The organism is Calidifontibacter terrae, from assembly GCF_054778835.1.
In genome coordinates, this window is record NZ_BAAGZF010000006.1 from 646,232 (window position 1) to 670,390 (window position 24,159).

The 24,159-nt window shown below is 67.1% G+C and carries 28 protein-coding genes; 17 read left to right on the top strand and 11 right to left on the bottom strand.

The features are described 5' to 3' along the window. Positions 1–35 precede the first annotated feature (35 nt). Positions 36–1,139 (bottom strand): molybdopterin-synthase adenylyltransferase MoeB, encoded by a 1,104-nt coding sequence (moeB, locus tag ACYU98_RS11230; RefSeq protein ID WP_460468291.1) that lies wholly within the window; start codon positions 1,137–1,139, stop codon positions 36–38. Between the two features lie 137 nt (positions 1,140–1,276). Here moeB and ACYU98_RS11235 point away from each other — a divergent pair, with 137 nt between their 5' ends. The 3 genes from ACYU98_RS11235 to ACYU98_RS11245 all read left to right on the top strand — a co-directional run bounded on the left by ACYU98_RS11235 (position 1,277) and on the right by ACYU98_RS11245 (position 2,575). Beyond that, positions 1,277–1,837, top strand: coding sequence for a TetR/AcrR family transcriptional regulator (locus ACYU98_RS11235; RefSeq protein WP_460468365.1), 561 nt, complete (start codon positions 1,277–1,279; stop codon positions 1,835–1,837). Positions 1,838–1,909: 72 nt separating this feature from the next. Beyond that, entirely contained in the window at positions 1,910–2,131 is a 222-nt protein-coding gene (locus tag ACYU98_RS11240; protein WP_460468292.1) for a DUF3107 domain-containing protein, read from the top strand. A gap of 180 nt (positions 2,132–2,311) precedes the next feature. Next, the gene (locus tag ACYU98_RS11245; protein ID WP_460468293.1) at positions 2,312–2,575 is read left to right on the top strand and encodes a GlsB/YeaQ/YmgE family stress response membrane protein; all 264 of its coding nucleotides are present in this window, start codon (positions 2,312–2,314) and stop codon (positions 2,573–2,575) included. A gap of 65 nt (positions 2,576–2,640) precedes the next feature. On the opposite strand, the gene ACYU98_RS11250 is transcribed toward ACYU98_RS11245, so the two are convergent. Further along, positions 2,641–3,378, bottom strand: a complete 738-nt coding sequence (locus ACYU98_RS11250) for a ferritin-like fold-containing protein (RefSeq protein WP_460468294.1) — start codon at positions 3,376–3,378, stop codon at positions 2,641–2,643. Between the two features lie 208 nt (positions 3,379–3,586). Between ACYU98_RS11250 and ACYU98_RS11255 the strand changes: the two genes are divergently transcribed. Then, positions 3,587–5,098 carry a DEAD/DEAH box helicase gene (locus tag ACYU98_RS11255; RefSeq protein WP_460468295.1) on the top strand — a complete coding sequence of 504 codons (1,512 nt, stop codon included), beginning with the start codon at positions 3,587–3,589 and terminating at the stop codon, positions 5,096–5,098. Beyond that, a complete protein-coding gene (locus ACYU98_RS11260) occupies positions 5,095–6,111 on the top strand; it encodes a helix-turn-helix transcriptional regulator (RefSeq protein WP_460468296.1) in 1,017 nt (338 codons plus the stop codon). Before ACYU98_RS11255 ends, ACYU98_RS11260 begins: the two co-directional genes overlap by 4 nt. Before the next feature lie 125 nt (positions 6,112–6,236). On the opposite strand, the gene ACYU98_RS11265 is transcribed toward ACYU98_RS11260, so the two are convergent. Continuing rightward, a complete protein-coding gene (locus ACYU98_RS11265; protein WP_460468297.1) occupies positions 6,237–7,079 on the bottom strand; it encodes a PHP domain-containing protein in 843 nt (280 codons plus the stop codon). A 94-nt stretch (positions 7,080–7,173) separates the two neighbouring features. On the opposite strand from ACYU98_RS11265, the gene ACYU98_RS11270 reads away from it, so the two are divergent. The 3 genes from ACYU98_RS11270 (at position 7,174) to ACYU98_RS11280 (ending at position 9,836) form a co-directional block, all read left to right on the top strand. Further along, on the top strand, positions 7,174–7,656 hold the full coding sequence (locus ACYU98_RS11270) for a hypothetical protein (protein WP_460468298.1): 483 nt from the start codon (positions 7,174–7,176) through the stop codon (positions 7,654–7,656). Between the two features lie 10 nt (positions 7,657–7,666). Continuing rightward, positions 7,667–8,269, top strand: coding sequence for a hypothetical protein (locus ACYU98_RS11275; RefSeq protein WP_460468299.1), 603 nt, complete (start codon positions 7,667–7,669; stop codon positions 8,267–8,269). A gap of 79 nt (positions 8,270–8,348) precedes the next feature. Beyond that, positions 8,349–9,836, top strand: coding sequence for an aminopeptidase P family protein (locus ACYU98_RS11280; RefSeq protein ID WP_460468300.1), 1,488 nt, complete (start codon positions 8,349–8,351; stop codon positions 9,834–9,836). A 266-nt stretch (positions 9,837–10,102) separates the two neighbouring features. On the opposite strand, the gene ACYU98_RS11285 is transcribed toward ACYU98_RS11280, so the two are convergent. Next, the gene (locus ACYU98_RS11285; protein WP_460468301.1) at positions 10,103–11,398 is read right to left on the bottom strand and encodes a hydroxyacid-oxoacid transhydrogenase; all 1,296 of its coding nucleotides are present in this window, start codon (positions 11,396–11,398) and stop codon (positions 10,103–10,105) included. Positions 11,399–11,447: 49 nt separating this feature from the next. Between ACYU98_RS11285 and ACYU98_RS11290 the strand changes: the two genes are divergently transcribed. From ACYU98_RS11290 to ACYU98_RS11305, 4 genes are read left to right on the top strand one after another with little or no spacing between them, the layout of a single operon-like run. Beyond that, the gene (locus ACYU98_RS11290; RefSeq protein WP_460468302.1) at positions 11,448–11,921 is read left to right on the top strand and encodes a hypothetical protein; all 474 of its coding nucleotides are present in this window, start codon (positions 11,448–11,450) and stop codon (positions 11,919–11,921) included. A 58-nt stretch (positions 11,922–11,979) separates the two neighbouring features. Continuing rightward, entirely contained in the window at positions 11,980–13,284 is a 1,305-nt protein-coding gene (locus ACYU98_RS11295) for a magnesium transporter MgtE N-terminal domain-containing protein (RefSeq protein WP_460468303.1), read from the top strand. Beyond that, on the top strand, positions 13,281–13,892 hold the full coding sequence (locus tag ACYU98_RS11300; protein ID WP_460468304.1) for a DUF1003 domain-containing protein: 612 nt from the start codon (positions 13,281–13,283) through the stop codon (positions 13,890–13,892). Before ACYU98_RS11295 ends, ACYU98_RS11300 begins: the two co-directional genes overlap by 4 nt. A 46-nt stretch (positions 13,893–13,938) precedes the next feature. After that, positions 13,939–15,072 carry an Mrp/NBP35 family ATP-binding protein gene (locus ACYU98_RS11305; RefSeq protein ID WP_460468305.1) on the top strand — a complete coding sequence of 378 codons (1,134 nt, stop codon included), beginning with the start codon at positions 13,939–13,941 and terminating at the stop codon, positions 15,070–15,072. 27 nt (positions 15,073–15,099) lie between these two features. On the opposite strand, the gene ACYU98_RS11310 is transcribed toward ACYU98_RS11305, so the two are convergent. From ACYU98_RS11310 to sigE, 4 genes are read right to left on the bottom strand one after another with little or no spacing between them, the layout of a single operon-like run. Then, positions 15,100–15,456 carry a Sec-independent protein translocase family protein gene (locus ACYU98_RS11310; RefSeq protein WP_460468306.1) on the bottom strand — a complete coding sequence of 119 codons (357 nt, stop codon included), beginning with the start codon at positions 15,454–15,456 and terminating at the stop codon, positions 15,100–15,102. A 54-nt stretch (positions 15,457–15,510) separates the two neighbouring features. After that, complete coding sequence (locus tag ACYU98_RS11315) at positions 15,511–16,677, bottom strand: S1C family serine protease (protein ID WP_460468307.1); 1,167 nt, start codon at positions 16,675–16,677, stop codon at positions 15,511–15,513. A 35-nt stretch (positions 16,678–16,712) separates the two neighbouring features. Continuing rightward, on the bottom strand, positions 16,713–17,204 hold the full coding sequence (locus ACYU98_RS11320) for an anti-sigma factor family protein (RefSeq protein WP_460468308.1): 492 nt from the start codon (positions 17,202–17,204) through the stop codon (positions 16,713–16,715). Further along, positions 17,201–17,893 carry an RNA polymerase sigma factor SigE gene (gene sigE, locus ACYU98_RS11325; protein WP_460468309.1) on the bottom strand — a complete coding sequence of 231 codons (693 nt, stop codon included), beginning with the start codon at positions 17,891–17,893 and terminating at the stop codon, positions 17,201–17,203. Before sigE ends, ACYU98_RS11320 begins: the two co-directional genes overlap by 4 nt. A gap of 212 nt (positions 17,894–18,105) precedes the next feature. On the opposite strand from sigE, the gene ACYU98_RS11330 reads away from it, so the two are divergent. After that, complete coding sequence (locus ACYU98_RS11330; RefSeq protein ID WP_460468310.1) at positions 18,106–18,738, top strand: O-methyltransferase; 633 nt, start codon at positions 18,106–18,108, stop codon at positions 18,736–18,738. Between the two features lie 74 nt (positions 18,739–18,812). Here the strand turns inward: ACYU98_RS11330 and ACYU98_RS11335 are convergent, their stop codons facing one another. Beyond that, the gene (locus tag ACYU98_RS11335; RefSeq protein ID WP_460468311.1) at positions 18,813–18,980 is read right to left on the bottom strand and encodes a DUF3117 domain-containing protein; all 168 of its coding nucleotides are present in this window, start codon (positions 18,978–18,980) and stop codon (positions 18,813–18,815) included. Between the two features lie 203 nt (positions 18,981–19,183). Between ACYU98_RS11335 and ACYU98_RS11340 the strand changes: the two genes are divergently transcribed. Genes ACYU98_RS11340 through ACYU98_RS11355 form a run of 4 tightly spaced genes read left to right on the top strand, consistent with a single transcriptional unit; the run spans position 19,184 to position 22,504 of the window. Then, positions 19,184–19,969 (top strand): PaaX family transcriptional regulator, encoded by a 786-nt coding sequence (locus ACYU98_RS11340; protein WP_460468312.1) that lies wholly within the window; start codon positions 19,184–19,186, stop codon positions 19,967–19,969. Next, positions 19,966–20,757 (top strand): enoyl-CoA hydratase/isomerase family protein, encoded by a 792-nt coding sequence (locus ACYU98_RS11345; RefSeq protein WP_460468313.1) that lies wholly within the window; start codon positions 19,966–19,968, stop codon positions 20,755–20,757. The genes ACYU98_RS11340 and ACYU98_RS11345 overlap by 4 nt, the downstream gene beginning before the upstream one ends. A 28-nt stretch (positions 20,758–20,785) precedes the next feature. Continuing rightward, entirely contained in the window at positions 20,786–21,220 is a 435-nt protein-coding gene (locus ACYU98_RS11350; RefSeq protein ID WP_460468314.1) for an NfeD family protein, read from the top strand. Positions 21,221–21,232: 12 nt separating this feature from the next. After that, positions 21,233–22,504: an SPFH domain-containing protein gene (locus ACYU98_RS11355; protein ID WP_460468315.1), complete on the top strand. Its 1,272-nt coding sequence runs from the start codon at positions 21,233–21,235 to the stop codon at positions 22,502–22,504. 57 nt (positions 22,505–22,561) lie between these two features. Here ACYU98_RS11355 and ACYU98_RS11360 read toward each other — a convergent pair whose 3' ends face one another. Together ACYU98_RS11360 and ACYU98_RS11365 are read right to left on the bottom strand one after the other, a co-directional pair. Continuing rightward, entirely contained in the window at positions 22,562–23,761 is a 1,200-nt protein-coding gene (locus ACYU98_RS11360; RefSeq protein ID WP_460468316.1) for a hypothetical protein, read from the bottom strand. A 71-nt stretch (positions 23,762–23,832) separates the two neighbouring features. Further along, complete coding sequence (locus tag ACYU98_RS11365; RefSeq protein ID WP_460468317.1) at positions 23,833–24,126, bottom strand: DivIVA domain-containing protein; 294 nt, start codon at positions 24,124–24,126, stop codon at positions 23,833–23,835. Positions 24,127–24,159 lie beyond the last annotated feature (33 nt).

Genomic DNA, 24,159 nt, shown 5'->3' on the forward strand with positions numbered 1-24,159 from the left:
GGAATCAGTCGGCACCGACAACCTCACCGGTCAGGTCAGGCGAGCGGCAGGGCAGGGTCGATTTCGGCAGCCCACGCGAGAATTCCACCGCGCATCGAACGCGCTGCGATGCCTCGCTCGGCGAGCAGATTGACCGCCGCCGCCGACCGCATGCCCGAGCGACACATGACCACCACGGGCCGATCGGTGGCAACCGTGGCTCCGGCCCGCAGGTCGTCCAACGGCACCCATTCAGCGCCCTCGATCCGCGCGATCTCGCGTTCCTGCTGGGTGCGGACGTCGATCAACAGAATCGAACCCTCGCGCAGGGCAGAGGCGACTTCAGCCGGGGAAGCCTCACTCACGGCGCACGCAGCCGGGGCGTCCTCGAGCAGCGGCGCGGCCCCCTCGGCACAGGTCGGACACTGCGGATCGCGCCGTACGGGCACTTCGCTCCACCCGAAGCCAAGGGCGTCGAAGACCGCCAACCGGCCGATCAGCGGCTCACCAATTCCCGTCAGCAGTTTGATCGCCTCCAGCGCTTGGGCCGTGCCGACCAGTCCGGGCAGAACGCCCAACACCCCCGCTTCGGCACAGGACGGAACCGAAGCCGGGTCTGGCGCGGCAGGGAACAAACACCGCAGGCAAGGGCCCGCACCCGGGGACCACACCGTCAGCTGCGCGTCGAACCGTTGCACCGCCGCCCACACCAGCGGCAACCCGAGCAAGACACAGGCGTCGTTCAACAGGAACCGAGTGGCGAAGTTGTCGGTCGCGTCGACGACGACATCGGCGTCTTCCAACAATCGCAATACGTTGTCCGCGACGACCCGCTCACGGATTCCCACGACCTCGACGTCGGGGTTCAACTCGGCTCCCAAGCGCACGAACGAGTCGATCTTGGCCGCGCCGACATCCGCCGTACGGTGCACCACCTGCCGCTGCAGATTGCTGAGGTCGACCACGTCATCGTCGACCACGGTGAGTCGACCGATCCCGGCTGCCACGAGGTATTGCCCCACCGGCACACCAAGGCCCCCGGCGCCAATCACGACGACATGCGCCGCCGACAGCCGACGTTGCCCTTCAGCACCGAATCCGGCAAGCGTGAGGTGTCGTGCGTAGCGCTGTTGCGACGCGCCGATCCGTTGGAACTCCATGACAGACAGGTTATGTCTGGACATAGGATGCTGACTCGCGAGTAATAAGCAGTCATCAGGAGGAGACCGTGGTCGGCACCCAGCCCGAGGCGTCCGTACGGGGGCGTCTGCCACGTTCGGCACGCCGTGCACAGCTGATGGAAGCTGCCCAGAGCGTTTTCGTCGAAGCCGGCTACCACGGCGCCGCGATGGATGAGATCGCCGAACGTGCCAACGTCAGCAAACCGGTTCTCTACCAACACTTCCCCGGCAAGCTCGACCTGTATCTAGCGCTGCTGGACCACCACACCCGCGAGGTGCCGGAGCTGGTGAACCAGGCGCTGAAGTCGACCGACAACAACAGCGATCGCGTTGCTGCAGCGATGAGTGCGTTCTTCCAGTTCGTCGCCCGCAAGGACGCGGCGTTCCGGATGGTGTTCGAGTCTGACCTGATCAATGAGCCGGCCGTCGCCGCCAAGGTCGAGCGGATGAGCCACCTCTGCGCCGCCGCCGTTGCCTCGGTGATCGCCGACGACACCGGATTGCCCGAAGACCAGTCGATGATGCTCGGCGTCGCACTGGTCGGCATGGCCCAGGTCGTCGCTCGCAACTGGATCTCCCAAGCCGATCGGATGCCCCGCGAGGAGGCCGAGCGACTCGTGACAGTGCTGGGCTGGCGCGGCATTGCGGGCTTCCCGAGGGTCGGCGACACCGCCTGACGAATCGGTCGCGCAAGCGTCGACATAGGCTCGTTGGCAGAAGATCCACCCACCCCTAGGCGGAGGTAAGACATGGAAGTTCGCATCGGCGTACGAAACGTGGCCCGTGAGGTACTCATCGAGTCCGAGCAGACCCAGGACGAGGTCGTCAAGGCCGTCTCCGAGGCCCTGACCAACGGCACCCCGGTGACCCTCACCGATGAGAAGGGCCACACCGTTATCGTTCCCGGCGACGCTCTGGGCTACGTCGACATCGCCCCCGAGCAAGGTCGCCGGGTCGGCTTCGGCAGCTGATTACTGCCCCATACGGTTCGACGTCGAATCGTTATACAACGCGACGGTGTCACTCAGCTGGAATACAGCTGAGCCTCAGTAGCGTTTAACGTCAACGACGCCCGTTTTACAACGGGTGCCGCCCGTTGCCCGACAAGGCGACGGGATCCTGGTTCCAGGAACACATTCGAAGGAGTCGAAATGCTTGGGAACATCATCGCTTGGATCGTCCTCGGTGCGATCATCGGCCTGCTCGCTCGCCTGGTTCTGCCGGGCAAGCAGAACATCAGCGTCGCGATCACGATCGTGCTCGGCATCATTGGTGCGGTCGTCGGCGGCCTGATCGCGAACGCTCTCGGCGTGGGCGACACGAATGGCATCGACTGGATCAAGTTGATCATCAGCGTGGTCGTTGCGGCCGCTCTCGTCACCGGCTACGGCGCCATCACTGGCAAGAAGGTCTGACCTTCCGCACAACGCAACGGGCCCCGCACTCCTTGGAGTGCGGGGCCCGCTTTTTTCGTACGAGGTCACGGAGTCAAGCCGAGGGCCTCCATCCGCGCGGTGTGCGCCTCGGTGATCCGGGTGAACATCCGCATCAGCTCCGCCAGGTCGTATCCGTTGCCCGAACCGTCGTCGACCAGCAAGGCCGTCAGGTCGTCGTTCTCGGCCGCGGCCCGCTGGGCCTGCGAGAGGGCCTCCCCCACAATCCGGCGGCCCCACAGCGCCATCCGCGCCCCGAGCCGCTCGTCGGCGGCGATCGCCGTCTGCAGTTCGCCCTTGGCGAAGTCGTAATGCGTGCTGTCGGCCAGAACACCGGCGACCAGCTCCCGGGTCTGCGGGTCGACGAACTGGCCACACTCCGCGTAGAAGTCGGTGGCGATGCTCGCACCGGCGTAGACCTTCATCAGGCCTTCGTACCAATCACTGGGGGTGCAACGACGGTGCCACTCGTCCAGGTGCGGACGGAAGGGCGCCATCACGGCGTGGACGTCGGCGCCGAGTTCATCCAGGCGCGCCGCCAACAATTCGTAGTGGTCGAACTCCTTGCGGGCGGCCTGCGCCAAGCGCACCTTGTCGTTGGTCGAGGGCGCCCGGTTGGCGTCGGCAACCACGGTGAAGAAGCTCACCAGCTCGCCGTACGACAGCATTCCCAGCAAGGCTACGACGCCGTTGCGGAAGGCCGGATCCTCCAGGTCTTCCGTGGTGCGGACGGTGGGGGTGCGGCGCTCGTCAGCGGCAGTGGGCGGGGTCTCATCGCGGGCCATATCGGCGATCGTAGCGATCAGCCGCTAAAGTGGCGCCTGACCACAGCGGTGCCCGGTCGGCACGCCTCTCATCCGTCGCAAGCGATTCTCGCGCCCGACACCCGAAATTCTCCGATCGGCCCGGACACAACCGCCCTGGACCGCGCTCGCGCGCGGGTCGCCCGACGCGTCGTCGGACGGCGGGGACCGATCGAAGGATCCACTCACCATGACCGAAACTCAGACGTTCGCCGACTTCGGCATCAACCCGAAGATCGCCGCCTCCCTCGAGGCGGCGGGCATCATCCACCCGTTCCCGATCCAGTCCATGACACTGCCGGTCGCGCTGTCGGGCCACGACATCATCGGCCAGGCCAAGACCGGAACCGGCAAGACGCTCGGCTTCGGCGTTCCGCTGCTGCACCAGGTCACCGGCCCTGACGAAGACGGCTTCGAAGACCTCGAGCTGCCCGGTGCGCCGCAGGCCCTCATCGTCGTTCCGACCCGCGAACTCGCGGTGCAGGTCACCGGTGACCTCAAGACCGCCTCCACCCAGCGCTCCGTGCGCGTCGAGGCTGTCTACGGCGGTCGTGCGTACGAACCGCAGGTCGCCGCGATGAAGCGCGGCACCGAGGTCGTCGTGGGCACCCCCGGCCGACTCATCGACCTCTCCCAGCGCGGTGACCTGAACCTGCGCCACGTGAAGTCTGTGGTCCTCGACGAGGCCGACGAGATGCTCGACCTTGGGTTCCTGCCTGACGTGGAGCGCATTCTCGCGATGACGCCGACCGGCCGCCAGACCATGCTCTTCTCGGCCACCATGCCGGGTGCGGTCATCTCCCTGGCCCGTCGCTACATGACTCAGCCGACCCACATCCGCGCGATGTCCGACGACGGCGAGACCGACCGCCAGATGGTCGCCGCGATCGAGCAGTTCGTCTACCGCGCCCACGCGATGGACAAGGTCGAAATGCTGGCCCGCATCCTGCAGGCCAAGGACCGCGGACTGACGATCATCTTCTCCCGCACCAAGCGCACCGCCGCGAAGGTATCCGACGATTTGGCTTCGCGTGGCTTCGCTGCCGCAGCCATTCACGGTGACCTCGGCCAGGGTGCCCGCGAGCAGGCGCTGCGCGCGTTCCGTGGCGGGAAGGTCGACATCCTCGTCGCCACCGATGTTGCCGCCCGCGGCATCGACGTGGAGAACGTCACCCACGTCATCAACTACCAGTGCCCCGAGGACGAGAAGACCTACGTCCACCGCGTCGGCCGCACCGGCCGCGCTGGAAACACCGGCACCGCAGTCACCTTCGTCGACTGGGACGACCTGCACCGCTGGGCCATGATCAACAAGGCGCTCGACCTCGGAATGCCGGAGCCGGTGGAGACCTACTCCTCCTCGGACAACCTGTTCTCCGACCTCCACATCGACCCCAAGGTCACCGGCTCCCTGCCGCGCTCGGCCCGCACCCGTGCCGGGCTCGACGCCGAAGAGTTGGAAGACCTCGGCGAGGTCGGTGCGTCGGCCGGCAAGCGCGGCTCTTCCCGCTCCGCAGGCCGCGGTGGCAACCCCCGTTCGGGTGGCGACAACCGCCACAAGCCGCGCTCGGAATCCAGCGAGCCGCGCCAGCGCTCCGGTGAGCGCGCAGGCGCCCCAGGCGGTTCGAACGCGGACGGTGCACCGCGTCGTCGGCGTCGCACCCGCAACGGCAACACGGCCGGCGGAGCACCGCAAGCATGAACGCCGCGCAGCCGTTCTCCGATCGGGTGGTGACGCACCTGCGTCTGGCCGATCACCGGCTGCGTACGACCGACCCGTCGATGCGTCGACGTCGTTATGCGATCTTGCGCATGACGATGTCGAACATCACGACGGTCGACAGTTTTTATATCGGGTTCTACCTCGGCGACGACACGGTCATCATCCCGTACATCTACGACCACGACGTCTACATGCAGCCGGACATCAGCAAGTACGGCCCGGGCGGGATGTCGCATTGGATCCGGTCCAGCGGCAAGACCTACACCTGGTCCCAGGACAACGGCGCGCTGATGTCGCGGACCATCCCGTTCGGCAATTGCGACGAGCGCTCGTTGGACGCGATTGTCATTCCGCTGCGGGACCCGGAGACCGGAGAACCCACCGGCATCATGAGCGTCCAGAGTCTGACGGCGAACACCTACGACACGGAGACGATCCGGGCCGCGGAGTGGTTGGGCGAAGCGCTGATGCTGTCGGCCGCGCGGGACCGGCACATCGGGGGCAAGTCGGCCGTCTATGCCGCTCACCCGGAGTTGAACAGCGCCGAGGCGATCGATCACGGCGAACGGTTCAGCCTGATCAACCACCAGTTGGAACAAGCGGCGCAACGCAGCTCGGAACTGATCGCCGCGGCCGAACAGGTCGGCAACGAGTCGATGACTCGGTCGGCGTCGACCATCAAGTCGTTGCTGGAGAACGTCCAGACCGATATCGCCGAGTGGATGCTCGCTCAACCCGACGAATCCTCCGAGGGCGGCTGGGCGAACGCCGCCACATCGCTGACCTCCCGGGAGCTGGAGATCGCCTCACTCATCGCCTCGGACAACGTCACCAACACCGAGATTGCCCAGCGATTGCACATCTCGCTGAAGACGGTCAAGACCCACGTCGGCAACATCCTGCGCAAGCTGGGCGTGAGTCAACGATCGGCCATCGTCTTTGCGCTCGCGGACGTGCTGGCAGAGCCGCCGCAGGTGAAGCGGGGGTCCTAGGACCCTTCGCCCCCGCGAATCAGCCAAAGTCCCATAGCGCAGCACCGGGGGTCTCAGGCATCATCTAAGCATCGGGTTCGCACCCGAAGCGGGTGGTAGCCAGCATGCAGGGGGGATGCTGGCTATCACGATCTGCAGGTGGTGTCTCGCGCCGCCGCGCGAATCCGTTCGTACGCCTGCTCAGTCGTGGTGTTCTCGCCGAGCCGGTTCGGCTTTCCGTCGCCGTGATAATCGCTGCTGCCGGTCATCACCAGACCATGCCGCCCGGCCACCGCCCGTGCTTTGGCCCGGGCCGTTTCGTCTTGGTCGCGGTGATCCACCTCGATACCAACGAGCCCCGCGTCTGCCATCGCGTCCACCGTCTTGTCCGGGACCACTCGTCCGGTGACGTGTGCGAACGGGTGCGCCAGAACCGGCACTCCCCCGGCCTCGAGCACCAACCTCACACCCGTCAGCGGGTCCACCGCGTAGTGACTCACGTGGTAGCGACTTCCGGAATGCAAATATCGGTCGAACGCCTCGGCGCGGTCGCCCACCACACCGCGGGCAACCAGTCCATCGGCGATGTGCGGTCGACCGATGGTTGCCCCGGGCCGCACTTGCTGCTCGACGTCGGCCCAGGTCAGCCCGGTGTCGGGGCCCAACAGCTCCACCATTCGTTGCGCCCTGGTCTCGCGGGACTCACGCGCCTTGCCCAACTCGGCCAGCAACGCGGGGTCCGCCGGATCAACGAAGTAGCCCAGCAGGTGCAGGCTCGTGTGGTTGACCTCGCAGGAGATCTCGATGCCGGGCACGAATTCGATGCCCAACGCTTTCGCTCGCTCCTGCGCCGAGGGCCATCCGGCGGTGGTGTCGTGATCGGTCAGCGCCACGACATCCAGGCCGGCCGCCACCGCCGACTCCATCACATCCTCCGGCGCCTGGGTTCCGTCCGAGACGCGGGAGTGAGTGTGCAGGTCGATACGCATGTCGCGAGCGTAGTTGCCATCGCTGCCCGGCAACCGTGGGCGCCACCCCGTAGGCTGCCCTGCGAGCATCCGACGACATACCGAGGAAAGATTCGTGACCGACCTCCCGCGCGCGACGCGTTACGCCGTGCTGTTGATGTTCGTCGGATGCGCGCTCTCGTTGCTCTCAGCGGTGGCTGCCTGGCTGTCCGAGGACCACGTACGAGCCGAGATCACCCGGCTGCATAGCCTCCCGGGGGCTGAGCGCATGACGAGCGCCCAGATCGCCCAGACGGCGTCGACCAGTGTCACCGTGCTGGTCGCGACCGCCCTGGTCGCCGCCGTGGTTTGGGCCGGGATGGCCTGGGTGAACCGTCAGGGGCTGTGGTGGGGCCGCATCACGGCGATCGTGCTCACCCTGCTCTGCGCCCTGCAGAGTTGGAGCTTCCTCACCCGAAGCCACCCCACCGCCCTGACCGGCACCCTCAATCTGCTCACCCTCGCCGTGGCGATCGCCTGCACCGCGCTGCTGTGGCGCAAGGAGAACAGCGCCCACTTCGGCCAGTCGGTCCCGGACCAGATGGACGTGGCCGACTAGCCTGTCGACCATGCGTGCACGTCGTTCCGGGGGATTCTTCCTGCTCACCTCCACCCTGCTGCTGAGCGGGTGTGCGTCGACATCACCGGTGTCGACCAACCCCAGCAGCACCCCGTCAGCGATCACGACCAGCGCCGCAGCAGAGGCGACACCCTCGACCTCGGTGTCGGTCGGGAGCACCGCCGACAAGAGCAATTCCCTCGCGATCGTGCCGCCGAGCGGATGGCAAACATCGGCTCCCGCCAACGCCTCGTCGGTGCTCGGTTTCCAGGCACCGACCGCGAGCGCCGACATTTACCCGACCTTCAACATCACCCGCAGCGCGCTGGTCAAGAAGGCGACGCTCGACAGCCTCACGACCGACGCCATGACCCAACTGCGCCAAACGGGTGCCAAGGTGACCCCGGTCGCCGACCGCACAATCGGCGGAGAGCCAGCGATGGGCTACCTCATCGAACAGACCGTGCAGCAGAAGGCCGTTGCGCAGACCCAGTTCTTCGTGGTCCACAACGAGCAGGTCTACGTGACGACGCTGACCTCGTCGCCGCAGGGACGCACCGAGGCCGAGGCGGCGCAGAACTCGATGTTCGGCACCTGGGCCTGGACCTCCTGACCATCGGTCCGTCAGCTGCCGTATGTCCTCAGACGACGGCCGACCTTCCGCCGCGGTAGCGACGTGCGACGATGGCCGGGTGAGCGAGGAACAGCGCAAACCAGAACACCGCAGCCGACCGACCAGCCAGGCCTTCCGCGATTTCGTCGCCTCGGGCTGGGCCGAACGCGACGCCACGCCACCGCCCCGGGCGGATGCCGCGCCGTACGCGCTCGAGCGACGCGCGGCGATCAGTGAAAGTTTCCGTGGTGACCGTTTGGTCATCCCGGCGGGCGGCTTGAAGGTTCGCAGCAACGACTGCGACTACGTCTTCCGACCGCATTCGGCGTTCGCTCATCTGACCGGTCTCGGCAGCGACCGCGAGCCCGATGCGGTGCTGGTGCTGGAGCCGACCGAAGAGGGCCACGAGGCGGTGCTGTATTTCCGACCGCTCGCCGGACGCGACACCGAGGAGTTCTTCGGCGACTCGCGCTATGGCGAGTTCTGGGTCGGTGCGCGCCCCACGCTGGAGGACATCGAGGCCGAACTGGGTGTGACGGCCCGCCACATCGACGAGCTCAAGGACGCCCTGGCCAAGGACGCCGGCACGACGCGTCTCGCCGTCGTGCGCGACGCGGACCGGGAAACCACCGAACTGGTCGACGCCGTCCGCGCCCAGGCCGGCGTGGAGATCGCCGCCGATGACGACCTCGACAACCGGCTCGCCACGCGGTTGTCGACCATGCGCCTGACGAAGGACGAGTGGGAGATCGACCGGATGCGCGAAGCGGTCGACGCCACCCAAGAAGGCTTCGAAGCCGTCATTGCAGACCTGCCCGTGGCCATCGAGCGCGGGCGCGGCGAGCGCTGGATCGAGGGAGTGTTCGGGCTGGTGGCTCGCCACGCCGGCAACGGCGTGGGCTATGACTCCATCTGCGCCTCCGGCGACCACGCCAACACGCTGCACTGGATCAAGAACACCGGCGAGGTGAACGACGGCGATCTGCTGCTGCTCGATGCCGGCGTCGAGGTCGACTCGCTCTACACCGCCGACATCACCCGTACGTTCCCGGTCAACGGCCGGTTCTCGGACGCGCAGCGAAAGGTCTACGACGCCGTCCACGCCGCCCAGGAGGCTGGGATCGCAGCAGTCCGCCCGGGCAACAAATTCAGCGATGTCCACGCGGCGGCCATCCGAGTGATCGCGGAGCACCTGCACGAGTGGGGGTTGCTGCCCGAGGGTGTCGACGTCGAGACCACCTTGGATGCCGAGAAGGGGCAATACCACCGTCGCTGGATGGTCCACGGCACCAGCCACCACCTCGGCATCGACGTCCACGACTGCGCTTTGGCGCTGCGCGAGGACTACATGGAAGCCGAGTTGCGCCCAGGGATGATCCTGACTGTCGAGCCGGGTCTCTACTTCAAGGCCGACGATGAACTGGTGCCTGCGGAACTGCGCGGCATCGGGGTGCGCATCGAGGATGATGTGTTGGTGACCGCGACAGGCTGCGATGTGCTGTCGTCGGCCATGCCGCGCAGCAGCACCGACGTCGAGGAGTGGATCCGCGAGGTCCAGGCCCGCTGACTTCCCCCTACAAACAAGAAGACCCTCGCCGCGCCTGCGGTGAGGGTCCTTTTGTTCGGTCGCTCAGGTGTCAGCGGTGACGCCAACGACGCCGCGCCTTCTCGGTGCGGTAAGCGTCGGCGGCCCGGACGACACCCTGGCTGATCAGCGAGACGTTCATGTCGAGCCTCCTGGGACATCGGTTCTGTACGGACATCACTCATAATACATTTCGATATCGAAATATTCCAAATCGAATTTATGAGACGCCCGTCACAAAGGCGAGGTCACCAGAGAACGAGGCTGCGCCGGAAGATGCCGGCCAGATCGTCCTCCGTCACCGGCTTCGGACAGGTAGCCAGCAATCGCTGCTGCTGCATCGCCCCCGCCACCAGCGCTGGAATGTCGTCTTCGTCGTAGCCGACCGCCGCGCAGCCGTTCGGGATGCCGATGTCCCGCATCAGTTCGGTCAGGACCTTCGGCAGGAGTTCTTCGTCCGCGACGCGGGGGCGCGGCCGGTCCCCCAACAGCAACTCTGCCGCCCGCAGGTGACGGCCGGGGTCGGCGTCGAAGGTGAACCGGAAGGCCTCCGGCGCCGTCAGCGAGACGCTCATCCCGTGGGGGATCATCGGCTCCGCGGCCGGGTAGTCACGGGGGCGGAAGTCCTTCACCCGCCCCGCGATCGGGTAGGCGCAGGCATGCGGGATGTGCACCCCGGCGTTGCCGAAGCCCATTCCCGCGAACGTCGCCGCGAGCGCCATCCGGCCGCGCGCCTCCTGATCGTCGCCCTGCCGAACCGCCTCGCGGAACGAGCCGGCCAGCAACCGCATCGCCTGTTCGGACCACATGTCGGCGATCGGGTTCGAGCCGCAGTAAGGCACGCGCTCCTGCGGCTTCTTGTGTTCGTACGAGGTGAAAGGCCGTGCGGTGTACGACTCGAGCGCGTGGCAGAGGATGTCCATGCCCGCCGCCGCCGTCACGCCTGCGGGCTGGCTCAGGGTGAGCAGCGGGTCGATGACCGCCGCCGTCGGTCGCAATCGGGCGTGACTGATCCCGGTCTTCACCTTCAGGTCCAGGACATCCAGCACGCAGATCGTGGTGGACTCCGAACCGGTGCCGGTCGTGGTCGGGACCGCGACCAGCGGCTTCAGCGGGCTTTCGGGGGCACGGCCGCCGCCGACCGGGGCGTTGATGTAGTCCATCAACGTTCCGTCGTTGCAGGTCAGCAGATTGATCGCCTTGGCGGTGTCGATGCTCGATCCACCGCCGACAGCCACGAACGCATCCCACGGACCGTGCTCCCGGCCGTACGCAACGGCCTCCGCAAGGGAGACGTCGGTCGGTTCAACGTGGGCGCCGGAGAAGACCACCGCCTCGATGTCGTACGCCGCAATCGCCTCCGCGACCCGGCCCGCGACCCCGGCGGCGGCAACCCCGGGGTCGGTGACCACGAGCACTCGCCGGGCCCCCGTCAGCCGCAGGTCGTAGCCAATCTCGTCGGCTGCGCCCGCCCCGAATTTCAACTGGGGAGCGCCATAGGTGAAGACGGTCTCTGGATGCTGCGGAGCCGGATGGGTCGTCATATCGATCACGGTACGACGCCGCGCGCTTCGGCGGGCTAAGGTCGGCGCCATGCTCGACGTCGCCGCCACGATCGCCCGCACCGCCATCAGCTGGTTGGTCATCGACGGGCGTGCCTGGCCGGTCTGGCACGCCGTCGACGGTGACCGCCTGTTCGTGGTGTCCGGACCCGACGAGCAGCCGCTCCCCCATGTCCCCGAGACCGTCGAGCTCATCCTGCGCACCAAGGACACCCACAGCCGCCGCGGCCCTTACCCAGCGCGCGCCTCCCGGATCCGCCCCGGCGTGACCGCCTGGGATCCCGCTGTCGCCGCGCTGCTCGCCGCGCGGCAGGGCGCGCCGGGCGAGGCGGTGGTGGACCACTGGAAGGCGACCTGCGCTGTCTGGGCCATCGATGTCGACCCGAACGCCGACGAGCCCGTGGCGACCCGCCAGGACCCCTCGTACGCCGCCCCGCCGTTGCCGACACCGGCGACCACCAAACCGCGTCTCCCGCGACACCTCGGCCGGCTCCGGCGGCGCTGACCGCCGTACGGACGGCTGTCGCAGCCACTTTTCCTTCGCCCCCATAAGGTGGTGACCTGTGAGCACCCGCATCTTCGTCTCGAGAATGTCCGGCCTGACCGTGCTGGACCCGCTCGGCGACCGTGTCGGAACCGTGCGCGACGTTTTGGTGACTTTCACCGGCCAGGCTCCCCGCGCCATTGGGTTGGTCATCGAGGTCCCGGGCAAGAAGCGCGTCTTCCTGCCGATGACCCGGGTGACGAACATCGACCCCGGCGCGATCATCAGCACCGGCCTGGTCAATATGCGCCGCTTCGAGCAGCGAGCCACCGAGATGCTGGTCTGCGGTGAAGTCTTCGACAAGACGGTGACGGTGCGCACCACCGACGAGACCTACGACGGAACCGTCGAAGACGTCGCCATCCAGCAGAACACCCGCCGCGACTGGGTCATCGTGAAGGTGTTCGTACGCCAGCAGAGCCAGTCCGTTTCCAGCACCACCCGCGCCGTGTCGCGCCTGATCCGACGACGCCCGGGGAACACCGCGCTGGTCGACGTCGCCGACGTCTACGGGCTGCGCCGCCAGACCGGCGCGCAGAGCGCCGAACGTCTGCTGGAGACCTACGACGACCTGCGTACGGCGGACCTCGCCGAGGTCATCCACGACCTGAACCCCAAGCGGCGAGCCGAGGTGGCTGCCGCGCTCGATGACAGCCGGTTGGCCGACATCCTTGAGGAACTGCCAGAGGAGGACCAGGTCGAGATCATCGCCGGTCTGAAGAGCGCGCGCGCCGCCGACGTGCTCGAGGCCATGGAGCCCGATGACGCTGCAGACCTGCTGTCCGACCTGCCACCGGAGCAGGCCGAAGAGTTGCTGCAGTTGATGGAGCCGGATGAAGCAGCCCCGCTGCGTCGGCTGATGACGTATGACGAGCGGACCGCCGGCGGCATGATGACCACCGAGCCGGTCATCCTGGGACCCGACGCCACGATTGCCGAGGCGCTGGCGACGATCCGGCGCGAGGAGCTCGCGCCGGCGCTGGCATCGGCGATCTTTGTCTGCCGGCCGCCGCTGGAGACCCCTACCGGCCGCTTCATCGGTTTGGTCCACGCGCAACGATTGCTGCGCGAACCGCCGCACATCTCGGTCGGGATGGCCGTGGACCGCACCATCGAGGCGATCGGTGTCAACGCCCGCCTCGAAGAGGTCACCCGCACCCTCGCGACCTACAATCTGGTCGTCGTTCCCGTGGTCGACGACGACGGCCGACTGCTCGGCGCGGTCAGCGTCGACGACGTGCTCGACCACATCCTCCCGGAGGACTGGCGCGAGGAGCGACACGACGTGAAGATCACCCCGACGCCATCGGGCGGTGAGCGATGAGCGAGCGCACCACCCGCAGTTCGCGCGATGGCGGCCGGCTCGATCAACCGCGTGAGCTGCGCGGCCGGTTCCTGCCGCGGATCGGTCACGACAACGACCGCTTCGGGATCCTGTCCGAGCGGTTCGCCCGTTGGATGGGCACCGCCCAGTTCCTGATCTGGATGACCATCTTTGTGGTCGTCTACGTCGGCTGGAACGTGTTGGCGCCGGTGAAGTTCGACCCCTACTCCTTCACCTTCCTGACGCTGGTGTTGAGCCTGCAGGCCTCGTACGCCGCCCCGCTGATCTTGTTGGCGCAGAACCGCCAGGACGACCGCGACCGGGTGGCGCTGGATGCGGACCGGCAGCGCGACGAACGCAACCTGGCCGACACCGAGTTCATCACCCGGGAAGTCGCCTCGCTGCGACTAGCCTTGCGGGAGACCGCAACTCGTGACTTCGTGCGTAGCGAACTGCGTAACTTGCTCGACGAACTCGAGGATCGCGGGCTGGTCAGCGCCACATCGACAGACACTCGCAAGGGCAAGAAGAAGCCGAAGAACGACAAGAGTGCCTCCGCCGAACGCGCCTCCGATTCCAACGAACCCACCCCACCAGCCTCAGACTGACCGGCCGGGCGCGGGTGATCCGGGTCACGGACCTACCATGGATCTCATGCCTGCACCTACGCTCGACGCCGTACGCGCCGCCCTCGCCACTGTCGAGGATCCAGAGATCCGCAAGCCGATTACCGACCTGGGCATGGTCGAGAGTGTCGACATCTCCGACACCGGCCACGTCAGCGTCACCATCTTGTTGACGATTTCCGGTTGTCCGCTGAAGAGCAAGCTCACCTCCGACACGACTGCCGCCGTGCAGCGCGTCGAGGGCGTCACCGGGGTCGAGGTGCGTCTGGGTGTGATGAACGACGAGCAGCGCGCGAATCTGCGTCAGTCGCTGCGCGGCGGCGCGGCCGAGAAGGAGATCCCGTTCGCGAAGCCGGGCTCGCTGACCCGCGTCTATGCGGTCGCTTCCGGCAAGGGCGGGGTCGGCAAGTCGTCGGTTACCACCAACCTGGCCGCCGCGATGGCCGAGAACGGTCTGCGCGTCGGTGTCGTCGATGCCGACATCTACGGCTTCTCCGTTCCGCGGATGCTCGGTGTTGATCAGAAGCCGACCCAGGTCGACGACATGATTCTCCCGGCGGTCGCCCATGACGTGAAGGTCATCTCGATCGGGATGTTCGTTCCCGGCAACCAGCCTGTTGTCTGGCGTGGACCGATGCTGCACCGCGCGTTGCAGCAGTTCCTCGGTGACGTTTTCTGGGGCGACCTCGACGTGTTGCTGCTCGACCTGCCGCCGGGCACCGGAGACATCGCGATCTCGGTGGCCCAGCTGATCCCGACGGCCGAGATTCTCGTCGTCACCACCCCGCAGCAGGCCGCGGCCGAGGTGGCCGAACGGGCCGGCTCGATTGCGTTGCAGACCAAGCAGCGCGTGGCCGGGGTCATCGAGAACATGTCGTGGCTGGAACTGCCCGACGGCAGCCGCCAGGAGATCTTCGGCTCCGGTGGCGGCCAGGTTGTAGCGGACTCGCTGACTCGATCGATCGGCGCCAAGGTCGAACTGCTCGGCCAGATACCGCTCGACACCCGTCTGCGCGAGGGCTCCGACACCGGCGCCCCGGTGGTGCTGTCGGCTCCCGACTCCCCCGCCGCCGTCGCGCTGCGCGGAATCGCCAAGGGTCTCGGCAGCCGCGCCCGCGGTTTGGCCGGCCGCAGCCTGGGCCTCACGCCCTCAGGTCGCTAGCCGCCACTCACCATCGCGTGGGGGCCGCTAGGTGGCGTCGTGGTCGTACGGCGTCGCGCGGTCCGGGTCGTAGCGCGCCGGCTCCCACGCCGGTCCGGCGTCGATCGCTGGGGCATCGGCGGCGTCGTCCGTCTCATCGAACAGTGCTTGGCGCACGATCTTGCGAGGGTCGTATTGGCGCGGGTCGTATTGGCGCCAGTTGACGTCCTCGAACTCCGGGCCCATCTCCTCTTTGATCTGCGCCTTCGCGCCCTCGGCATAATCACGGGCCTGGCGAATCCAGGCGCGCAGCTTGCCCATGTATTCGGGCAGCCGTTCGGGGCCGATCAGAAAGGCCGCCAGGGCGATCAGAATGAAGAACTCCCAGGTGTCGATACCGAGCACTGGTGGTCTCCTTCGGGGTGCGCGCCGTGACCGGGCAATCTTACGCGGTGTAGGTCAGTTCGCCCCGGCGGTCTGCAGGGTGACGTTGCGCGTCCGATCCCCGTCGCGCAGCCCAAGGGTGATGGTCTGCCCGACCGCCTTGGAGCGCAGCGCCACGACGAACGACTTCTGGTCCTTGATCGGTTCGCCGTCGAGGGAGGTGATGATGTCGCCTTCCTTGATTCCGGCCTTCTGCGCCGGACTGTCTGCGGCAACGCTCTTGGTCCGAATACCGTCGCCGGCGTAGTCCGGGTCGAACTCGATCCCGACAACCGGGTAGTCGGCTTTGCCGCTGCGGATGAGCTGGTCGGTGGTGCGCTTGACCTGCTCAGCGGGGATCGCGAACCCGAGGCCGATGCTGCCGCCGTCTTGGCTGGTCGAGGCGATCGCGGAGTTCACCCCGATGACCCGACCCTGCATGTCGAGTAGGGGGCCGCCGGAGTTGCCGTGGTTGATCGCGGCATCGGTCTGGATCGCGTTGATGTAGGAACCGTCGCCCCCGGTCGAGGAGGAGCTGTCGCTGGTGACCACCGGCCGGTTCAGGGCGCTGACGATGCCCGTAGTCACCGAGCCGGTCAGCCCGAGCGGAGCGCCGACTGCGATGACCGGTGATCCGACGGTGAGGGCTGAAGAGTCACCCAACTGCAGCGCGGGAAGGTTGCTGCGGTCGACTTTCAGCACTGCCAGGTCGTAGGGCGCTGAGCTGCCGACGACCGTCGCGCCGGCCTCGGAACCGTCGCTGAACATGACGGTGAGTTTCTCGCCGGAGCCCCCGGCGCTGGCGACGTGGTTGTTGGTCACCAGATAGCCGTCGGACCGCAAGACGAATCCGGAGCCGGTGCCGATCGGCTGGCCGCTGCTGTCGGCGATGCGGATGGTGACGACGCTGGGCAGGGCGGCCGCCGCGACGTGTTCGACATCGTCGCTGCTCGTGGTGGTGCTGTGGTTATCGACGGCGTGCATCACGCCTGCGCCGACCGCGCCTCCGACACCGCCGGCGAACAGCGCGAGGGCGGCGCCACCGGCCAGGATCGCGCCGGTGCGGCGCCGCGGCAGGCGGGGCTCACCCGCAGCCGGCGACTCCTGTTTCCCGGGCAACAGCGCTCGGGTGACGTCGGGATGCTGGTTCGCCGGGGCGTACGGGCCACGCAGCGGGGTCGTCGGCGGCTCGTAGGAGGACATGGCGGTCATTGTGTCGTAGGGCGACGACAGCGGGTTCAGGGGCGCGAGCCCGCTCGGAAGCCGGTGACCTGGGTGGTGACCGGCACCGGGTTCTCGGGCGAGGCGTCGACCGTTCGAAGGGTGGGGGTGCGGGTCTGGACTGTGTCCGTAGTCGGCACGTTGGCCGCAACGACAGCGACACTCAGGCAACCGGCAACAGCCAGCGCGGCAAATCCGAGCGACCGACGCACCGAGACGTATTGCGCGGGCGCGTGGCAGGACAACGTCGCCGGGACCTTGGTCGGGATGGGACGGCTGATCGTCGATGGCGTCGGGCCGGCGACAGACATCAGGCCCGCCATGAAGTCGCCGCGCGCCAACGGCTGAGTCGGCAGTCCGCGCATCCGTTCGATCAGCTCACGTTCGGCGGCGATCTGCAGCCGGCAACCCTGACAGGCGATGACGTGGCGTTCCATCAGGGCGACGCGAGCGGCCGGCAATGCGCCGTCGACGTAGTCGACGATCTGGTCGTGGTCGGGACAGGTCATCCAGCGGCTCCCACGGGGCGCGCGAGCACACCACCACGGGTTGGCGCCGCAGCGGGGGTGACCACCGGCCGAGCGGCCGGGTCGCGGTGAGCGAGAGCGGCGCGCAGTTGTGCGCGGCCGCGGTGGATCCGGGAGCGTACGGTGCCCAGCTTCACGTCGAGGGTCGCGGCGACCTCTTCGTAGGACAAACCCTCGATGTCGCAGAGCACGACGGCCGCACGGAAGTCGGGCGACAAAGCGTCCAGCGCCCGCTGGATGTCGTCGTCGAAGTGGGTGTCGGCGTAGATCTGCTCGGGGCTGCCGTGGCCACTGACCAAGCGCGCGGCGGCGTCGTCGGACAACGCGTCGAACCGGATCCGCTGCTTGCGGCGCATCTTGTCGAGGAAAACGTTGGTGGTGATGCGGTGCAGCCAGCCCTCGAAGGTGCCCGGCCGGTAGGAGCTCAACGAGCGGAACACGCGGACGAACACGTCGTGGGTGAGGTCTTCGGCGTCGTGCTGGTTGCCGGTAAGGCGGTAGGCGAGGCGATAGACACGAGCGGAGTGCTCGGTCACGATTTCCTCCCAGGTAGGCGGCTGCCAGCCAGGCGGAGCCTCGTCGGGCACGATCGTCCGGTTGCGGTTCACCGTCGTCCTCTTCGTCGTCTCGTCTGTCATCGTCAAGTCTGTTGTCACGCTGGTTGTCGTCATCGCTGCATCCCTTGTGGTCGATCCAGGATCAGCCTTGCTCCAGTGTCTGTGGGTCCACTGTGTGTGAACCATGATTCCCCCACCGGAAACGGCCAACCATGAACAAGGACGAGCGTGGCGGCCTGTCGGTTCAACGAACCTAACGGCACCGAAGTTCCATGGCCACCGAACAATTGCGTAGACGGCGCCGCAGGCGACTAGATTTGCCCGTTATGAGCACCATGCGCCCCGGAACCTGGACCTACGCCGAGGAGTTCGTTGCCGAGCCGGAGGTGGTCGAGCAGGCCCGCCGCCGCGGCGAGGAACTCGGCTGCACCCCCGTCGGCACCGGAACCGGCGCTGCACTGCGGATGCTGGCTGCGACCCTCAGCGCCCGATCGGTCATCGAGATCGGAACCGGTGCCGGTGTGAGCGGGCTCTGGCTGCTGGCCGGCATGCCGGACGACGGGATCCTCACTTCGATCGACATCTCCTCGGAGAATCAGCACGCCGCCAAGCAGGCGTTCGCCGCCGCGGGCTACGTCCCACAGCGCACCCGCACCATCGTCGGCAGCGCCCTGTCAGTGCTGCCCCGAATGACCGACGGTGGCTACGACTTGGTTCTGGTCGACGGCGACAAGCCGGAATACCCCGACTACGTCGCCGAGGCCTTGCGGCTGCTGCGCCCAGGCGGCGCGATGGTCATCGACAACATGCTCTGGCACGACCAAGTGGCCGACCCGACCGCGCGGGACGAGGTCACTCGCACCCTGCGCGACTTGGGCAAGCAACTGCGCGACGACGACCGACTGCGCACCAACCTGCTGCCCGTCGGCGACGGCCTGCTGGTCTGCGTACGCCGCTGACCCTGTTCGCCTGAACCGCGACGAGGGGCCCCGCACCGAATCGGTGGGGGCCCCTCGTCGCGTTGCGTCCAGGGTCAGCCGAGGCAACCCTTGATTGCGTCGCCCAGCGCCTGAGCTTCCTCGGCGTTCATCTCGACGACGAGTCGGCCACCGCCCTCGAGTGGCATACGCAGCAGAATGCTGCGAGCTTCCTTGGTCACTTCGAGCGGACCGTCGCCGGTCCTGGGCTTCATCGCCGCCATGGGTGCTTCCCCTTCCGCTGCGTGGTTGTTCGTGTGGTGCGCACCAGTCTCCACGCAGGACGTCGTTCGCCGATTGGCACCGGCGGATGCGCACCTTGATGATCACCATTATCCCTGACCGCGGGCGCGGGCGGAACCAAGGCCTCCACCAATTCTGCGCTGGTGCCAGTCTGCCGGGGCCTCGACCGTGACACGATGACGCCATGCTCGCCCGGTCCGCGGTCTTCGACATCTACGGAGACCATCTCCTCGCCCGCGGCGGATGGGCTCCGATCTCCACGTTGATCCAGTTGAACTCGACGCTCGACATCGCGGCAGCCGCCACCCGCACCGCCGTTTCCCGGATGGTCCGCGAAGGCTGGCTCACCGCGCAAGAGCAAGACGGCCTACGCGGATATGCGGCGACGCCGCGGGCCCGTCACCGGCTGGGATCGGCCGGCCACCGCATCTACGCCGAGCCACTCACGTGGGACGAGACCTGGCATGTCGTCGTGGTTGAGCACAGTGCGGACCGCTCGGTCCGAGCGCGTACAAAGGCGTCAATGCGCTACCTCGGCTATGCGCCGCTAGCAGTCGACACTTGGGTTGCGGCCCGGCGCAGCGACGACCTGATCGAGACACTCGGTCCCGGTTTTCGCGAGTTCGGCGCCCGCTTCGGTGGTGATCCGCGCTCCCTGGCCGCCGACCTGTGGGACCTGCCAGCGTTGGCCGTCGAACACCAACGGTTTCTCGCGTGGTTGACCGATCTCACCAACGACGCGGCCGCTGTGGTGAGCGACCGGGACGCGTACGCGGTCCGCGCGCGGGTCGTCCACGAGTGGCGCAAATTCCTGTTCACCGATCCCGGGCTGCCGCAAGCGGCGCTCCCGCAGGACTGGCCTGGCCGCGCCTCCGCGGACAGATTCCGCGCCGTGGCCGCCGACCTGCGCCCCGGGGCCGCCGCGTACGTTGACAGCAGTATCCGCACCGCCGGCAAGGAGAGCCCGTGAGTACCGAAGACACAGTGGTCGTCGAACGCGATGGTGGCGTGAGGACCGTACGGATCAATCGCCCCGACGCGATGTGTGCGTTGAACCTCGCGACGAAGGTCGCGCTGCTGCGCGCTTTGCGGGAGGCCGCCGACGACGAGAGTGTGCGCTGTGTGGTGCTGACCGGCACAGGGAAGGGCTTCTGTGTCGGGCAAGACCTGAAGGAACATGTCGTCGGGCTTGAAAGTGGCGAAGACCTGTCGGGAACGGTCACCGACCATTACAACCCGATCGTGGAGTTGTTGGCCACGATGAACAAGCCCGTGATCGCCGCGGTCAACGGCGTGGCCGCCGGCGCCGGAGCCTCGTTCGCATTCGCCTGCGACTTCCGGCTGGTTCACGAAGCGGCCGGGTTCAATACCTCGTTCACCGGCATCGCGTTGTCCTGCGACTCCGGTGCGTCCTGGACCCTGCCGCGACTTGTCGGCCCGGCGAAGGCGAAGGAACTGCTCTTGCTGCCCCGCACCGTCAAGGCGCCCGAGGCCAGCGAACTCGGCCTGGCCACCACGGTGTTCGCCGATGCCGACTTCGCCGCCGGGGTCAAGGAGTTCGCTTCCCGCTTGGCCACCGGACCGACGATCGCCTTCGGGTCCGTTCGCCGAGCGGTCGCCTTCTCCGCAACCAATTCGTTGGCCGATTCGTTGGCCAACGAGGGTAGGTTGATGACAGTGACCGGATCCACCGACGACCACCGCAGCGCGGTCGGGGCCTTCTTGGCGAAGGAAAGTCCGGTTTTCGAGGGGCGTTGAGCCTCAGCAGTATCCGGGGAGGACGCGAATGGACGCGCAGACGATTTTCTGGATCGTGATCGGCGTGACGCTGATCGCGACCGAGGTGCTCGGCGGCGAGTTCGTGATGTTGATGCTGGGCGTCGGCGCGCTGAGCGCCGGCGGAGCCTCAGCGGCCGGCGCCGCGCCCTGGTTGTCGGCGCTCGTCTTCGCCTTGGTCTCCGTGGTTCTCCTGCTCGGCGTCCGTCCGCCCCTCAAACGCCACTACTTGACCGGACCGATAGAGCCGATGAACACCGATGCTCTGCTGGGTGCGACGGCCGAGGTTGTCGAATCGGTCGATTCCGACGGCGGCCGGATCAAAATCGGCGGGGACCTCTGGTCCGCCCGAGCGGCCGAGCCCTCCTTTACCTACGACGTCGGCTCCAAGGTCGTCGTCCAGCAAATCGATGGCGCGATCGCCGTCGTCGAAACCGAAAACTGAACGGAAGATTCGATGGAACCCCTGCTCATCATTGCGGCGGTCATCGCGCTGCTCGCGGTGATCATCGTCATCAAGTCGGTCGCCCTGATTCCTCAGGCCGAGGCCGCCGTCGTGGAACGGCTGGGCCGCTACACCAAGACGGTGTCGGGCCAGTTGCTCTTCCTGATGCCGTTCGTCGACCGGATCCGCGCTCGGGTCGACCTGCGCGAACGGGTGGTCAGCTTCCCGCCGCAGCCGGTGATCACCGAAGACAACCTGACGGTCAACATCGACACCGTCGTCTACTTCCAGGTCACCGAACCGCGCGCCGCGGTCTACGAGATCAACAACTACATCGTCGGTGTCGAGCAGCTGGCAACGACCACCCTGCGCAACGTCGTCGGTGGCATGACCCTGGAGCAGACCCTCACCAGTCGCGAGGTGATCAACACCCAGTTGCGTGGAGTGCTCGACGAGGCCACTACCCGCTGGGGCCTGCGCGTCAGCCGTGTCGAGCTCAAGTCGATCCTCCCGCCGCCTTCCATCCAGGAGTCGATGGAGAAGCAGATGAAGGCCGACCGTGAGAAGCGAGCAACCATTCTGGCGGCCGAGGGCCACCGTGAATCGGCGATCAAATCGGCCGAGGGTGACAAGCAGAGCCAGATCCTCGCTGCGGAGGGTGCCAAGCAGGCATCCATCCTGACCGCCGAGGGTGATCGCCAGTCGCGCATCCTGCGCGCCGAGGGTGATCGCGCGGCTAAATACCTGCGCGCCCAAGGTGATGCGAAGTCCATCGAGAAGACATTTGCGGCCATCCGGGCCAGCAAGCCGACCCCGGAACTGCTGGCGTACGAATACCTGCGCCAGTTGCCGAAGATGGCCGAGGGCCAGGCATCGAAGGTGTGGGTCGTTCCGAGCGACTTCGGTTCGGCGTTGCAGGGCTTCGCCAAGTCGTTCGGCAGCCAGGGCGACGACGGCACCTTCCGCTACGAGATGCCTTCCTACGAAGACGTCCCCGAGACCAACGACGACGAGGTCGCCGAGTGGTTCAACCTGGTCCGCGACCCGGCAGTCGCCAAGGCGGTTGCGGAGGCGGAGGCGGTCGCCCGCCAGAGCACGGAGACCGAATACGAGCAGGCGGCTCGCACCGCCCGGTCGACCAAGAAGCGTCCGGACGCGCCGGCTCACGACGAACCCCAGGGTTTGCCGGCGCCGAGCGAGCCCCCGACCAGCGGCCTCCCGCTGCCGGACCCGCAGCAGTTCGGTCAAGGCGTGCAGCTGCCGAAGCCGCCGCAGCAGTCGTAACACCCGGTTCACCCACCAAACCCGCTCCGCCTCGGAGCGGGTTTGTTGCGTACGGGCTCAGATCGGGTAGTCCGAGGGCGGGTGGATCAACAGCAACTCGGCGCACCACCACCACTGCCAGCCGAGGAAAAGCACCAACCAAACGGCCGTCCGTATACCCACCAGCACTCGCCGCTCGGGTCGTTTCCACCCGGCGCCGATGAGCACGACCGCTACAGGGAAGACGAACACCAGATAGCGGTAGACGCTGGTCCAAACGTCGAGGACCGCCAGCAGATAGAACCCGTAGGCCAGACACCAGGCGCGCATCGGGCCGCCGAGCGCGGAGGCCCAGGGCCCGGCGAAGAGAACGGCGTAGCCGATGACGAAGAGCAGCAGCATCGGCAATGCCACGCCGCCAAAGAGAAGGTGGAAGTTGTCGATCCATGGTTTGAAGGGCACGACCTTGCCAGTTCCACGCCAAGACGCCATGGTCTCGGTGTAGGCGCTGCGCTCCCCGGTTGAGGCCCAGGCGATCGCCGGCCAGATCCCGGCAGAGGCCGCCGTGGCGGTCAGCATGATGCCGAGCTGGGAAATCTCCCAGCCGTCGAGGGGACGCTCCCGGCGCGCCCGCCAGCGCATCAGACAGGCGACCAGCGCCACGACGCCCAGCGGCACCGCCACCGGACGCGCGAGACCCAGGGCGATGGCGATCAGCCCGGCCCACTCCCACCATTCCCGCTCGATCGCGATCAAGAAGGCGAACAGCAACGCCAAAGCCAAAGACTCGGTGTAGGTCATCTGGAAGACCGGGCTGGGCGGCGAGGCGAAGAGCAACGCGGTTGCGCACCACGCGGCGGCGGCGCCGATCCGGGGGCGCAGCAGGATCGCCATCAACACCGCTGCAACGGCGCCACACGCCAGGGCGAACAAGGAGCCCACTACCGCAAACGATCCACCGGTGACCGCCATCAACACTCGAGTGAGCATCGGGTAAAGAGGATAGAAAGCCCACGGGTTCTGCTGGACAACCCCCAGTTCGTTTCGCGGGACCTCGCGCGGGTAGCCAGTCTCTGCAATCTTGCGGTACCACTCGCCGTCCCAGGTTCGCACCACATCCCAATACGACGTGGTGGCCCCGTTGGCCGGGCCGTTTGGCACCCCCGCCGGATCCTGGTGAGCGGCGACGACCTCGATCAGGATGGCGCTGAACACTCGCAGCACCGCGTACGTCGCCAGCACCATCACGATCAGGCGCCGGTCGGCGAGGTCGATCATTCGAGCTCGCAACGATCGATGCGCTGCCGAGCTCAAGGCGATGCCGTTCTCCCCCACCGGTTCGTGAACTCCTACAGCTCGCTGGGTGTGCTGGCGCCTCGTAGTCGGGCGATCTCGGCGTCCCGCTCGAGCAGTTCCGCGCGCAACCGGTCCAGCACGTCGTCTACCTGACCCATTCGGTATCCCCGGACGGTCTGGTCGAAGCGCAGCGCGGCGACATCGTCGGCGGTGACCGGGCCGGCCGGCAGCGGTTCGAACGGCGTGGTGTGGACGGCGTCGTCGAGGTGACCACTGAAGCGCCCCATCACTGCGGCGACGGCCACTCCGGCCACGACGACAAGAAGAACGATGAGGACGGCGATCACCGGAACAGACTAACTGCCCGTCGCGCCGGAGAG